General features: G+C 66.8%; 9 protein-coding genes, 1 tRNA gene and 2 pseudogenes. 7 read left to right on the forward strand and 5 right to left on the reverse strand.

The features are described 5' to 3' along the window. The coding region (locus GOAMI_RS23305; RefSeq protein ID WP_006437597.1) for a hypothetical protein at positions 1-258 on the forward strand (258 nt) is incomplete at its 5' end. Positions 259-315: 57 nt separating this feature from the next. Then, a complete protein-coding gene (locus tag GOAMI_RS16025) occupies positions 316-813 on the forward strand; it encodes a hypothetical protein (RefSeq protein WP_006437598.1) in 498 nt (165 codons plus the stop codon). A gap of 430 nt (positions 814-1243) precedes the next feature. On the opposite strand, the gene GOAMI_RS16030 is transcribed toward GOAMI_RS16025, so the two are convergent. Continuing rightward, positions 1244-1314: transfer RNA gene (locus GOAMI_RS16030), tRNA-Gly, on the reverse strand. Between the two features lie 158 nt (positions 1315-1472). On the opposite strand from GOAMI_RS16030, the gene GOAMI_RS16035 reads away from it, so the two are divergent. The 4 genes and pseudogenes from GOAMI_RS16035 to GOAMI_RS16050 all read left to right on the forward strand — a co-directional run bounded on the left by GOAMI_RS16035 (position 1473) and on the right by GOAMI_RS16050 (position 6895). Continuing rightward, a complete protein-coding gene (locus GOAMI_RS16035; protein ID WP_006437599.1) occupies positions 1473-2972 on the forward strand; it encodes an HNH endonuclease in 1500 nt (499 codons plus the stop codon). A gap of 20 nt (positions 2973-2992) precedes the next feature. Further along, positions 2993-3565 (forward strand): dCTP deaminase, encoded by a 573-nt coding sequence (gene dcd, locus GOAMI_RS16040; protein ID WP_006437600.1) that lies wholly within the window; start codon positions 2993-2995, stop codon positions 3563-3565. 77 nt (positions 3566-3642) lie between these two features. Beyond that, a pseudogene (locus GOAMI_RS16045) lies at positions 3643-5078 on the forward strand (UDP-glucose dehydrogenase family protein). Between the two features lie 77 nt (positions 5079-5155). Then, entirely contained in the window at positions 5156-6895 is a 1740-nt protein-coding gene (locus tag GOAMI_RS16050) for a hypothetical protein (RefSeq protein WP_006437603.1), read from the forward strand. On the opposite strand, the gene GOAMI_RS16055 is transcribed toward GOAMI_RS16050, so the two are convergent. Next, entirely contained in the window at positions 6896-7486 is a 591-nt protein-coding gene (locus GOAMI_RS16055) for a TetR/AcrR family transcriptional regulator (protein WP_006437604.1), read from the reverse strand. Between the two features lie 112 nt (positions 7487-7598). Between GOAMI_RS16055 and GOAMI_RS16060 the strand changes: the two are divergent. Continuing rightward, positions 7599-9187, forward strand: a pseudogene (locus GOAMI_RS16060) (DHA2 family efflux MFS transporter permease subunit). On the opposite strand, the gene GOAMI_RS16065 reads toward GOAMI_RS16060, so the two are convergent. From GOAMI_RS16065 to GOAMI_RS16075, 3 genes are read right to left on the reverse strand one after another with little or no spacing between them, the layout of a single operon-like run. After that, positions 9149-10276: a PDR/VanB family oxidoreductase gene (locus tag GOAMI_RS16065; protein WP_006437607.1), complete on the reverse strand. Its 1128-nt coding sequence runs from the start codon at positions 10274-10276 to the stop codon at positions 9149-9151. The pseudogene GOAMI_RS16060 and the gene GOAMI_RS16065 overlap by 39 nt on opposite strands. Positions 10277-10285: 9 nt before the next feature. Further along, entirely contained in the window at positions 10286-11206 is a 921-nt protein-coding gene (locus GOAMI_RS16070; RefSeq protein ID WP_006437608.1) for a metal-dependent hydrolase, read from the reverse strand. Further along, entirely contained in the window at positions 11203-12984 is a 1782-nt protein-coding gene (locus GOAMI_RS16075) for an SDR family oxidoreductase (RefSeq protein WP_040004915.1), read from the reverse strand. The genes GOAMI_RS16070 and GOAMI_RS16075 overlap by 4 nt, the downstream gene beginning before the upstream one ends. Positions 12985-13161 lie beyond the last annotated feature (177 nt).

Raw genomic sequence — 13161 nt, forward strand, 5'->3', positions numbered from 1 at the left:
ATGTGCCGCAACTGCCACAAGCTGATCGACGCGTTCGAAAATCTGGAAATCTACTCTGTGGATTCGCTGGTTGAGATCAAACGTAGGCATGAGGAGGCTGGCGTGGCCGCCGGTGCGATAGACGCATCCTCGCAGGTAATTACTGCGCTGCAGTGGACGGTTGCTGTCTACGAGGCCGGGGCAACCCACATGGACTTCCGTAACGCCGTATTCAAAGTGGGGGGTGAGGGGGGCCACCCACTAGGGGGCGGGGGTTAGGGTGGTGTCCTGACGATTGTTGGGATCGGCAGCCTCCCAAACGATATAGCGGCCGAGATGACGATTGACCTTGCAGGCGGGCCGGGGAGTTATCCCGGAGGCGGCGGAGGCGGCGGCGGGGTTCTCAAGTTCGAGGGAAGAACCGTAGAAACTGACGACATCGCTGCTGGGCTGAAGATCCCGGTGTTCTTTCCAGCGAACAGTGTTGCCGTCGCGGATGGGCTCGTGCATCTGCTCGGTGGAGGTTGGGAGTACTACAGAGTTCCCGAACTGCCGTTCGCAACGATCATAGACGCTGCGCTGGTTGTCGAGTTCGGCACGACACAGCCTAACTCGATGCTGAGCTTCGATGTCTCCGTGCTGGACCCCGGAGAACACAGACGACACCTCAGTAGGATTGATGTGGAAGTGCCCGAACCCACGGGATCGCTCAACAGGGTATGTCGTTCCGTTCGCGCGTCCATTGAGTTTGAGGTTCCCGGAGTGCACGAGTTGGTTGTCACGTCAGGCGAGATCCGACTTTGTGTGTACTCGTTCGAAGTTCGTATCCAGTGAGACCCGTGGCCATCGCCAAAACTACTGCATGACAACCTAGTTCGTTATCGACGCGTGTAGGGTTAAGGCCGAGTCGTCGTCGGAGGCGACCGGCTCAGCACCTCTTCCGCTCAACCCCGCTGCGCGGTGCGTAGCAACTCCCTATCGGCTTTGTAGTCCGCGTCGTAGAACACGCGATCCCTGGGTAGGGAGAGACCCCTGACAACGTCTTCTACGAATGCACGTTGTTCACCCGCGATCGAGACAGCCAGGTCGTACTTGTAGTCATAGTCCGTCGGATGGCACCGCTGCCTGTTCAGTCACGCACAGATGATGCCAGACAAACCCGACATCAACAGCAAACGACACAGGTGCGGCCCCTACGCGGCCCGAAATCATCCGTACGAACCATGAAAGCCCGCCCAAGTCGCTCTGACCAGGGCTTTCGCTGAGCCGATGACGGGAATCGAACCCGCGTATTCAGCTTGGGAAGCTGATGTTCTGCCATTGAACTACATCGGCGTGCGAGCGCTGGGCTCGCGATCGAAAGCCTAGCAAACCGGCGTCGGGGTCTTCGCGAGCGGCGCGAAAAACCTTCCCGGATGGGGTTGCGCACCTGCGAGGACGCACGTACACTCGAACATAGTTTCGAGTAAAGCCATGATGACGGGGGTTTAATCATGGCTTTCGGCGAGCCATCTGCATCACAACCACTTCTTCTCGACCAGTACGAGCGTCTACACGCGCTGCTGGACGAGATCAGTGAGACGGCGTCCACGGACTGTTCCGATACAGACCTGCTCAAGGTCGCGATGGAGCACGAACGCGCCGAGCGTCGCATGCTCACGTCGTTCGCCGCCCACATCATCGACATCGACGAACGCTCCGCATACCGGAAAGCCGGCTGCCAGACCGTCACCAACTTCGTCACCAGCGTGCTCAACCGCAGCGGAGAGGCCAATCGGCTGCTGAACCGCGTGTGGGCGATCGGGAAATTCCCCGACATGCAGGGTGAGGTACTCGACCCGCGATTCCCGGAGACCGCCAAAGGTGTTGCCGAAGGCGAGATCTCGGGGAGGAACGTCGACGTCATCATCGAGGTGATGAAGAAGATCCCGGCCGCCGTGGACGCGGCCGACCGCGAAGCCGCCGAGGCGACGCTCGCGCACTATGCGCGCGACTACGATCCGTCCTCGCTACGTGAGCTCGGCGGGCGGATACTCGCCCACCTCGACCCCGACGGGACACTGACAGACGACCGCGACCGCGCCCGAATGCGCGGCATGCGCCTCGGTCCGCAGGACGCACAGCTGATGTCCAAGCTGACCGCCAACCTCGACCCAAAGACCCGGGCCATGCTCGACGTCGTACTGGCGGTCTGGGCAGCGCCGGGCATGAACAACCCCGACGACCCGGAGTCACCGGTCGGAGCTCCCGGCAGTGCTGATCCCGATGCCCTCGCGGCCGCTGCCGAACGCGACAACCGGTCGGCCGAGAAACGCAATCACGACGCCTTCTCCGCGCTGCTCCGATACGCGCTCGACAGCGGCGCGCTCGGCGGTTCCCACCACGGGCTGCCACCGCACCTCATCGTCACGATCACCGAATCGGCCCTCCGCGAGCGGGCCGGGGCTCCCGCGCGCACCGCAACGGGCACCCTGCTTCCGATCAAGGACGCCGTCGAACTCGCCTCAGAGTCGCAGCAGTACCTCGAGGTGTTCCGCGACCACACCAGCGAGGTCCTCTACCTCGGACGAGCCAAGCGCCTGGGATCCCGGGCCCAGCGGATCGCCGCGGTGGGTCGCGATGGTGGCTGTACGTGTCCACGCTGCACGCGGTCGTCCTTCGACTCCGAACTCCACCACGTGGCCGAATGGACAGCCGACGACGGTCCTACCGACATCGACAACATGACCACCGCCTGCGGACCGCACAACCGTGCCGTCGGCCCCGGCGACGACCAGTGGGCCACCACGATCGCCACCGATGGGGTCGACGCAGGTCGCGTCCTCTGGCACCCGCCGACGTCGCACCCGGATCAGACTCCGCGGGTAAACCGCGCTCATCGCACGGACGAGGTCCTCAACCGGATGCGAGCCGACGCCCGTCGACGCCGGTCGGGTGGCCACGGCGAGGGAGAAGGGTCCCGGACGGCCGATACCGGCGCAGACCCACCCTGACCGTTCGATAACCTCGACACGTGCTGCTCTCCGACCGCGACATCCGCTCCGAGATCGCTGACGGGCGCCTCGCCATCGATCCATTCGATCCTGCGCTCGTCCAGCCCTCCAGCGTCGACGTCCGGCTCGACAGTCTGTTCCGCGTGTTCAACAACACCCGGTACACCCACATCGACCCGGCCCAACGCCAAGACGAACTGACCACCCTCGTCGAACCGACCGAGGGTGAGCCCTTCGTGCTGCACCCGGGTGAGTTCGTGCTGGGTTCCACCCTCGAGGTGTGCACCCTGCCCGACGACCTCGCCGGACGCCTCGAAGGCAAGTCGTCGCTCGGACGCCTCGGCCTCCTGACCCACTCGACTGCCGGCTTCATCGACCCCGGCTTCTCGGGGCACATCACCCTGGAACTCTCCAACGTGGCCAACCTGCCGATCACGCTGTGGCCGGGCATGAAGATCGGCCAGCTGTGCCTCATCCGACTCAGCAGCCCAGCCGAGCACCCCTACGGCAGCGCGAAGGTCGGCTCGAAGTACCAGGGACAACGCGGACCCACCCCGTCGAAGGCGTACCTGAACTTCCTCAAGAACGACTGAGAAGTTCACCCGACCGATCACCACACGCAACGCCGCGGTTGGTTCACGGCACACCCGCCTGGGTAATCGTTGCGATCATGAAGCTCACGGTGATCGGATGCGGATACCTCGGCGCGACGCACGCGGCCTGTATGGCCGAGCTCGGACACGACGTCGTGGGCATCGACATCGACCCGCGGAAGGTCGAACGCCTGCAGGCCGGTGACGTCCCGTTCTTCGAACCCGGGCTCTCCGACATCCTTCGCCGCAACCTCGACGCCGGACGGCTCCGATTCACCACCGACCACTCGATCGCCGCCGACCACGCCTCGGTCCACTTCATCGGCGTCGGCACCCCGCAGGAAGACCGCGGACACCGCGCCGACCTGTCCCACGTCCACGCGGCCGTCGACACACTCGTTCCCACACTTCGCGGCCAGCACGTCCTGATCGGCAAGTCCACCGTCCCGGTCGGCACGTGTGAGCAACTGTCGCAACGGATCTCGCTACTCTCGGCGCCGGGCGCCGACGTCGAGCTGTCGTGGAGCCCCGAGTTCTTGAGGGAGGGTTTCGCCGTCGAAGACACCCTGTCGCCCGACCGGCTGGTCCTCGGTGCCGGACGGCTCGTCGACGACCCGCAGGCGGCACCGGCGGTGTCGCTGGCCGGCGAGGTGGTCCGAGACATCTATCGCGAAGTACTCGAAACCGGTGTGCCGTGATCGAGACCGACTGGGCCACTGCTGAACTCGTCAAAGTATCCGCCAATGCCTTTCTCGCCACCAAGATCTCGTTCATCAACGCGATGAGTGAACTGTGCGAGATCGCCGGTGCCGACGTCGGTACGCTCGCCGACGCCATGGGCCACGATCCCCGGATCGGCCGGCGATTCCTCAACGCGGGACTGGGCTTCGGCGGCGGCTGCCTACCCAAGGACATCCGAGCGCTGACCGCCCGCGCCGACGAGATGGGCGCCCCTCGCGCGGTAGGATTCCTGCGCGAGGTCGACGCCATCAACATGCGTCGGCGCAGCGCCGCCGCCGAACTCGTCGCCGAGGCGCTCGGCGGAGAAGCGTTGGGCCGCAATGTCGCCGTACTCGGTTCCTCCTTCAAACCCGAGAGCGACGACGTCCGCGACTCTCCCGCGCTCGCCGTTGCGGGCCGTCTCGCGCTGGACGGGGCGTCGGTCACCGTCTTCGACCCGCAGGCAATGGGCAATTCGCGCCGGGTGCAGCCGACACTGGGCTACGCGGCGTCGGCGCGCGAGGCCTGCGATCGCGCCGATGTCGTCGTCATCGCCACCGAATGGGCGGAGTTCGTCCACATGTCACCCGACGAGCTCGCGCCCGTGGTCCGCCACAAGCGCATTGTCGACACCCGTCGTTGCCTCGACCCACAGGCCTGGCGGGACGCCGGGTGGGACTACCGGGCGCTGGGCGGTCCGGTGCCGGCGCGAAAAATTGGGACAACAAGTTCGTTCACGCAGGTGAACGGGGCTTCGTCGAAAGCGGTTCCCCGAGTGGACGTGTTAGGTTAACCCCGCGATTGACGGGGGGACCTTCGCGCCGTGGGGGCGTGTAGGGCGAGGTGCACACAAGTGCAGGAATTGATCAGATGACCGACACGGTGTTCGATGCGGCCATGGGGCCGGCCTCTGCGTCTGCAGAGGTCTCGGTTCATCCCGCCGTGCTCGACGACGTGCGGGCCACACTCCGTCAGCGCGGGCTCGACGCCCCTGAGGTGGTGCTGCTGGGTCTCGACGGGAACGGTTGCGTATCCGTCGGGCGGTTCGACACCTCCCGGGGCACGGTCGCCGACACCTATTCCGACGTGGCCCTGTCTGTCGGTGCGCTCGACCGCGCCATCGCCGACCACCTGATCAGGATCGGGCGCGTCGAGTCACCGACATCGCCGGAATGGCATGACGAACTGTTCGATCTCATCGCCCGCGGACGCGAACGCCTGCAGGATTCCGACGGCACATTCCTGATGGGACGCCGACACATTCGGCTGTTCCGCCTGGCACGCCGGGATGTCGAGGAGGCGGGCGGCGCGCTGATCGCACGCGGTGAGGAACTGGCACGCGCAGCAGTGGCCGGTGCGCAGGCCCCTGCAGTCGTCATCACCGACGGTCTGAGCGTGTGGCCCGGCCTGCGCGACGGGATCGCCAAAGCCGTACAGGTACCGGTCGTCGACGCTGCGCCCAGTCCGCTGACGGCCACGGTGCCGGCTGTACCGCTCAGCGGCCCGCGGGAAGCGCACATACCGGATGCGGCTAGCGGCACCCCCGACGCCGAGGCAGCGACGTCCGCCGACCCCGACACCGACGGAACCGCGACCGCCGCCGATGCAGACCACAGCGCCGATGCAGACAACAGCGCCGCCGCAGACGACAGCGTCGATACAGACAACAGCGCTGCCGCGCACACCAGCCAGAGCACCGACAACATATCGACCGAGCCGGAAGCCGTGGACGGCGATCGAGACGAGACGCAGCCGTATGCGGACGCGGTGGAGGCCGAGAACGCCGACGAGTCACAGGCTGCGCGTGCCGGTGCCGACCCCGACAACGAGCCCGAGGTCGAAGATGGTGTCGGTGCCATCGTCGAACTCGACGCAGAACCAGTCGTCGACACGGCGCCGAACCTTGTGGCCGACGAGGTAACCGAGCCGCCGATCGGGAGTCCTGGTCGCTCAGGCGATTTCCCGGTCGTCGATGCTGACCGCATATCCAGTGAGCAGCCTTCACGTCCGGTAGATCCTGCGCCCGCAACGGCATTCGGTGCCACAGCGACCTCTGCCTTCGGAACTCCACCCGCGCAAGACCCCGCGCCGGTTCGAGAGCACGTGAACATGCCGCCGGCCTTCGAGGACGAGGCACGCCTGATTGACCCGGGTCCGCAGGTCGTCGGCACCGCCCCGATGATCCCAACCCATCGCACGTTCCCTGCGCGGGAACAGCATTCGCCCTACGGCCGACCTGCTCCGGTGCCGTCCCGTTCGCGACGCACGGTCCTGGCAGGCCTGGCGCTGGTATGCGCGCTCGCCATCACCGCGGTCGCGGTCGCACTGGCCACGGGGAACGATGACTCCTCGCAGGCGCCCGTTGCTGCTCCCACCACGCCCACAACTACGGCGCCCACCACCACGGCGCCGACCGGCCAGGAGTACGCCGACCCGGCCATCTTCGCCGAGGCGCGTCAGCCCGCGCAGGGCTACACGCCACCGCCACCGCCGGTGGTGACCAACGAGCAGGGGCCGGCACCGCGACCACGATCCCGCGCACCGCGTCCGCAGCGCGGCGTGACGATCCCGAATCCGATCCCCGGACTGCCGCCGATCGTCCTGCCGTGATCAGTCGGCGGGGCTCGGCGCCAGGCCTCGCGCGACGAACGCCAGGACCCTCTCGTAGTTCGCCGCGCCGTCGACCTGTGGCGGGTGCGTGCCGGCGAGTTCCAGGCTGACTGCACCGTGAACCGCTGACCAGGCCTGCATGGCGAGATCGGCGGGATCGCCGGCCATCACGACGCCGGCCACCTGTCCGTACCGGATGACGTCGACGAGTACGTCGAATGCATGCGCCGCCACCTCGAGATCCGGCGTGCAGCGCGTGGAGAACATCAGGCCGTAGAGGACGGGGTTCGACACGGCGAACTCGCGGTAGCCGCGACCGGAGTTCCGCAAGCGGGCGACCGGGTCGTCGTCGGTGGCTCCCACTGCTCGTGCGAATTCGACGAAACCATCGGTGACCAGCGCATCCAATAGTCCATCGCGGCCGTCGAAGTGGTTGTAGACGCCCATCGGCGCGACCTTCGCCTCAGCCGCGGCCGCCCGTACGGTGAGCCCGGCTTCGCCGTCGCGCTCGAGGATCGCACGACCTGCGCGCAGCAGTGCCGACCGGACGTCGGCGGCGGAGGTTCGGGTGCGCTGCTTTGCGGTGGGCATATTGACAATCTACTAGCACGGTGTTCTTCTTGAATAGAACAGTATTCTATAACTGTAGGACGAGGTTCTACTCCGTCTGAACTTCATCAGCTCACGGAACAGGAGAATGCCGATGCGTACAGGACGTATGGGCTCACGCTGGTGGGCGCTCGGCGCCCTCAGCTTTGCCGAACTGCTGGTCATGATCGACAACACGATCGTCAACGTCGCTCTGCCGACGCTGGCCCGCGACCTCGACGCCGGGATCTCCGGCCTGCAATGGATCGTCGACGCTTACACGCTCGTGTTCGCCGGCCTGCTCTTGACCGGTGGCTATCTGGGTGACCGGTTCGGCCACCGGCGGATGCTCCTCGCCGGCGTCGTCGGCTTCATGGCGGTCTCGATCCTGGCGGCGTCGTCGCAGAACCTGGGCCAGCTCATCGCGTCGCGCGGCGGCCTGGGACTCTTTGCCGCACTGGTGTTCCCGGCGACGCTGGCGATCATCACGACGATCTTCGTCGACGCCAGGGAGCGGGCGACGGCCGTCGGTATCTGGGCGGCCGTCTCCGGTGTGGCCGTCGCCATCGGTCCCGTCTTGGGTGGCTGGTTGCTCGAGCACTTCTCGTGGACCTCGGTCTTCTGGGTCAACGTCCCATTCGGGCTGGCCGCGCTGGCGGTGATCCTCGCGGTCGTCCCCGGTACCCGACCGTTGGCGGTGCCGCGATTCGACGCCATCGGTGTGGGCTTGTCGGTTGCCGGTCTGGGGCTTCTCACCTACACGCTGATCGAGGCGCCGCACGTCGGTTGGGGTGAGGTCCGAGCCGTCCTCGGAATCGTTGCGGCCCTGTCGATCCTGTCCGTGTTCGTGGTGACGCAGCTACGCATCGCCCATCCCATCCTCGATGTGCGACTGTTCGCCAACCGGCACTTCGCCACCGCGGCCGGGATGATCAGCGTGGCGTTCTTCGCACTGTTCGGGTTCATCTTCCTGATCACCCAGTTCTTCCAGGCGGTCAAGGGATACGGTCCGCTGGCCGCCGGTGTGCGAACCCTGCCGTTCGCCATCGTGATGGCGGTGCTGTCGCCGGTGGCGATGGCCCTGTCCCACCGGTTCGGTGCACGCTTCGTCGCCGTGGCGGGTGCATTCCTGATGTCCGGCGGCTTCGCGCTCGTCGAGATCTCCTCGCGCGCTTCGGGTTACTGGGAGCTCATCGTCTGGTCGATGTCGCTGATGGCTGCCGGCCTGGCCTTCATCTCGGGCCCGTGTACGCAGCTCATCATGGATGCGCTGCGGCCGGAACAGGCCGGTGCCGGCAGCGCCGTCAACGACACCACCCGCGAGATCGGCGGCACCCTCGGGGTTGCGGTGCTCGGCTCGATCCTGACCTCGGCCTACGTCGCGGCATCGGGGATCGGCTGTCGGACAGCGGATTGCCTCGAGAGGTGGTCGCAACCGCGGAACAGTCGGTGATGGCCGGGGTCGAGGTCGCCGGCCGGGTGCCCGCCGCGATGAGCGAGACGGTCCGGGTCGCGGTCCAGCAGGTGTTCATGGACGGTCTGCACAACGCGGTGTGGGCGGCGGTGGCGATCACGGCCGCAGCCGGTGTGACAGCGGCGTTCCTGCTGCGCGGCACGGTCGCCGGACGGCACGCGGTGCCGCGTCCTCAGGAAGCCGGGGACACCTCACAGGTCGAGCGTGAGGTTCCCGCCGGCACTGCGTGATACGCAGGTCAGCATGGTCCCGGCCTCCCGCTCGGGCTCGGTCAGGATGTTGTCACGGTGATCGATGTCGCCGGACAACGTCCTGACCTTGCATGTGCCACAGAAACCCTGCTGACACGAGTAGGGCACCGACGGCATCACTCGCCGGAGCGCGGCGAGCGCCGACTCGTCGGCGGCCACCGGAATCCGTTCGCCCGTGGACGCCAGCGTCACCGTGAACGGTGTGCCGTCCTCGACCGGCGGCGGGCTGAAGCGCTCGTAGTGCAGTTCGATGTCCGCGCGGTCGGCCAGGTGGCGGCGGAGGTTCTCCAGCATCGGGACCGGTCCGCAGCAGTACATGGCGAGGCCGGCGTCCGAATCCGGGACCGGACCGACCAGTTCCGACATCGTCGGGAGTCCGTGCCGATCGTCGGTGCGGATGGTGATGCGGTCGCCGAACCTCGCCACCTCGTCGAGGAAGGGGATCGAGTCGGCCGAGCGGCCGGTGTAGATCATCGACCAGTCCAGGCCGAAGCGCTCGGCGACGGCCAGCATCGGCAGGATCGGCGTGATGCCGATCCCGGCGGCGATGAAGCGAATCCGGCGAGCGGGCGATCCGTGGCCGGGTACGGCCAGGGGGAAAGCGTTGCGCGGTCCCTTGATCGACATCACGTCGCCGATCTCCAAAGCGTCGTGGACCTCGATGGAACCGCCACCGCCGTCCGGGATGCGCCGCACCGCGATGCGGTAGTGCTCACGGTCGGCGGTGTCGCCGCACAACGAGTACTCGCGCATGCGGCCGGACGGGAGCAGCACGTCGATGTGGGCCCCCGCACGCCACGGCGGCAGCACCCCGCCGTCCGCGGCCGTGAGGGTCAGCGCGATGACGTTCTCGTCATGTGCGACGACCTCGCGGTCCACGATGCGGACCCGGGTGATTCCGTCGTTGACCGGCGCCGGCCTCAGCGGGGACAGCGGCCGCCAAGCCGGCCACCACGCCCGCATGAACGCGGTCCCGACGGTGAGGATCGGATCGCGGCGCCACCGCCCGTACAGATGCGGCGGTGGCTGGGTGAGACTCGTCGAATGCGGATGTGCGCGTTGGTTCATCGGAGTCCCTCAGGCGGCGTTGCGTGCGGCCGGTGACTTGGCGAGGTATGCGACCGCCTGGGCGGTGCTGCCGATCTGTACGGGGCGGAAGCCGGGCCGGAAGTAACTGAACGTGGAGAAGACGATGCTCCGAAGCGGGGGCAGGACGTTGGCGCGCACGCCGCGGTGGAACTGCCACTTCTTCTGGATGTAGGACACCGACGTGTCCTGCTTCATGATGAACCGGTAGCCGCGCTGTATCAGGAACAGCAGCATCGGGAGGACGGCGAGCATCGCGCGCCCGCGGCGGAGGTAACTGTCGCCGAAATAGGCTGCGACGTCGTGCACGACGGCTCGATGTTCCACTTCCTCCGCGCCGTGCCACATGAACAGATCGGCCATCGTCGGATGCGCGCCGGTCTCGATCCAGTTGTTGTTCAGTGCGAAATCGCCGAGCACGGCGGTGTAGTGCTCGAGGGCGGCGATCAGCCACAACCGCTCGATGAGGTGCTTGTGCCGCGCTTGCGGCGGGCCGCTCGTCGCCGGTCCGAGAACTCTGCGGAAGACCCACTCCATCTGCAGCTGGTACGGACGTGGATCGATGCCGTGGTGATCGAGGAACTCCCACAGCACATGGTCGTGAGCTTCGGCGTGCATCGCCTCCTGTCCGATGAAACCCCGCATGCGAGAGGCGAGTTCCTCATCGGCCACCAGCGGCAGCGCCTCGTTGTAGGTCTGCACGAACCATCGTTCCCCCTCCGGGAGAAGAAGATTCAGCACGCTGATGAAGTTGGACGCCACCAGGTGGCCGGGAATCCAGTGCAGGGGCACGTCGTCCCAGTCGAATGCCACGTTGCGGGCATGCAGTTCGACCGGGCCGGGATCGGCTTGATCAGCACTCGCCTGATCGGTGTGGCTCAGGTCCGGACGCGGGCGTTCGACGGTGCTCATCCGGTCACCTTCTGTCGGGCGCCGATGCGCGACAGCCACGGCGCGAAACGGTAGATGCGATAACCGACCTTCGCCTCGGGCGTCACCGGGACGACTGCCTTGTTGTGCTCGATGGCCGAGACGATCTCGACGGCCACCCGATCCGGGGTGAAACCTCGGCGCTGGTAGAAGCGGTTCAGCCGATCTCGTTGTGCCTGTTCGGTATCGGCGTCCAGTCCGGCGATCGGCGACGACGACACGATGTTGGTGTCGACGATGCCCGGGCAGATGGCGCTGACACCGATGCGGTGCTCAGCGAGTTCGGCGCGCAGCGACTCCGAGAACAGCAGGACCCCCGCCTTCGACGCCGAGTACAATCCGAGGCTGCGCGACGGCGTGAACGCGGCGGCCGAGGAGACGTTGACGATGTGCCCGCCCACTCCGCGGTCCACCATCTGACGGCCGAACTCGCGGCTCCCGGTGATGACCCCGCGCAGGTTGACGTCGAAGAGTCGATCGACCTGCTCGTCGGTTGCGGCGAGAGCCCCACCGGCCAAGCCGATCCCGGCGTTGTTGATCACGATGTCGGGGACCCCGTGATTCTCCCGGACCGTCGCGGCGAAGGACGCGAACGCGTCGGTGTCGGACACGTCGAGGAGGTAGGCGTGCGCCACCGCGCCGGCGAACTTGCAGGCCTGCGCCGTCTCGGCGGCGGTGTCGAGATTCCGGTCGGCGAGCACGAGTTCGCACCCGCGCTCGGCGAGGAGCAGTGCGGTCTCCCGACCGATGCCGCTGCCCGCGCCGGTGATCACGACCAGCTTCCCGGCCAGGGGTTTCGGTTCGGCGAACACCCGCGACCGTTCGACGGTCGGCGGCGCCACGTTGTCGGTCTGCGCAGCAAGGAAATCCAGGATCGTGTCGGTCAGGTAGCCCGGATGGGTGTACGGCAGCCAGTGGCCCGTCGGGGTGTCGCGCCGCCACAGCTTGGCCGCGTAGGCCGGGGTGTTGTCGTAGATGGCCGGACGCAGGGCGATGTCGCGTTCGTTGACCACCTGCAGCACCGGCACCGCGGTCGAACGGGGCTCCGGGCGGGCCAGTTTCTGGCGGATGTTGGCGCGATAGAGCGCGAGTCCGGTGATCATGTCGCGGCGCAGTGTCTCGGCGACGACGACGTTCTCCGGTGGGGTGCCCTCGATGGTGTGCAGGAACTGCTTCCACGCCCGCGGACTGCCGAGCGCGGTCAGCAGGGCGTTCGGCAGCAGCGGCAGCTGGAACAGTCCCGTGTAGGCCGACGAGAGTGACTGTGTCGCAATGGTTCGCACGCGGCGGGGTGTCGGGCGGGTCAGTCCTTCGCGTAACAGCTGACCGAGGTGGTCGAGGTTGGGTCCGGAGACCGAGACGAAGGATGCGATGCGGGTGTGCGACCTCGGTCGGCTGACGGCCTCCCAGGCCTGGACCGAACCCCAGTCGTGACCGACGACGTGCACGGGAGCGTCGGGACTCACCGCTTCGGCGACGGCGAAGAGGTCGTCGGCGAGCTCGGCCAGCCGGTACGCACCGACCTCGCCGGGACGGTCGCTCTCGCCGAATCCGCGGCAGTCATAGGCGACCACGTGATACTTCTCGGCCAGCCGAGGTGCGATGTGGGTCCAGGGATGGTGGGTGTCGGGCCAGCCGTGCACCAACAGGACCGTCGGATTCTCCGGGTCCCCGAGTTCGAAGGTCGCGAGGGTGACGCCGTCGCCGGTCACCGTTCCCCGTCGCCAGTCGGGACGCACCTGCACTGCATGTTCGGACATCCGTGTCACCTCGCTGTAGACCACGATTGGAGGTACACGTTACCAACGGTACACAAATGTCTAGACCCTGGAGGAAACAAAGAGGCCCGGTCAGAAGACCGGGCCCTTCGAGACGGCGCTCCGCAAGCTCCGCACCTCCTCAGGGAGCGAGGAGCCGAGTCCGCTCCGCAAGCTCCG

The sequence above is a fragment of the Gordonia amicalis NBRC 100051 = JCM 11271 genome, from assembly GCF_000332995.1.
Classification (GTDB): Bacteria; Actinomycetota; Actinomycetes; order Mycobacteriales; family Mycobacteriaceae; genus Gordonia; species Gordonia amicalis.

Bases quoted from the DNA above. Each gene is read 5' to 3' on its own strand.
- GOAMI_RS16025 (WP_006437598.1), top strand. From the start codon at position 316: ATGACGATTGACCTTGCAGGCGGGCCGGGGAGTTATCCCGGAGGCGGC.
- GOAMI_RS16035 (WP_006437599.1), top strand. From the start codon at position 1,473: ATGGCTTTCGGCGAGCCATCTGCATCACAACCACTTCTTCTCGACCAG.
- GOAMI_RS16050 (WP_006437603.1), top strand. From the start codon at position 5,156: ATGACCGACACGGTGTTCGATGCGGCCATGGGGCCGGCCTCTGCGTCT.
- GOAMI_RS16055 (WP_006437604.1), bottom strand. From the start codon at position 7,486: ATGCCCACCGCAAAGCAGCGCACCCGAACCTCCGCCGCCGACGTCCGG.
- GOAMI_RS16065 (WP_006437607.1), bottom strand. From the start codon at position 10,276: ATGAACCAACGCGCACATCCGCATTCGACGAGTCTCACCCAGCCACCG.
- GOAMI_RS16070 (WP_006437608.1), bottom strand. From the start codon at position 11,206: ATGAGCACCGTCGAACGCCCGCGTCCGGACCTGAGCCACACCGATCAG.
- GOAMI_RS16075 (WP_040004915.1), bottom strand. From the start codon at position 12,984: ATGTCCGAACATGCAGTGCAGGTGCGTCCCGACTGGCGACGGGGAACG.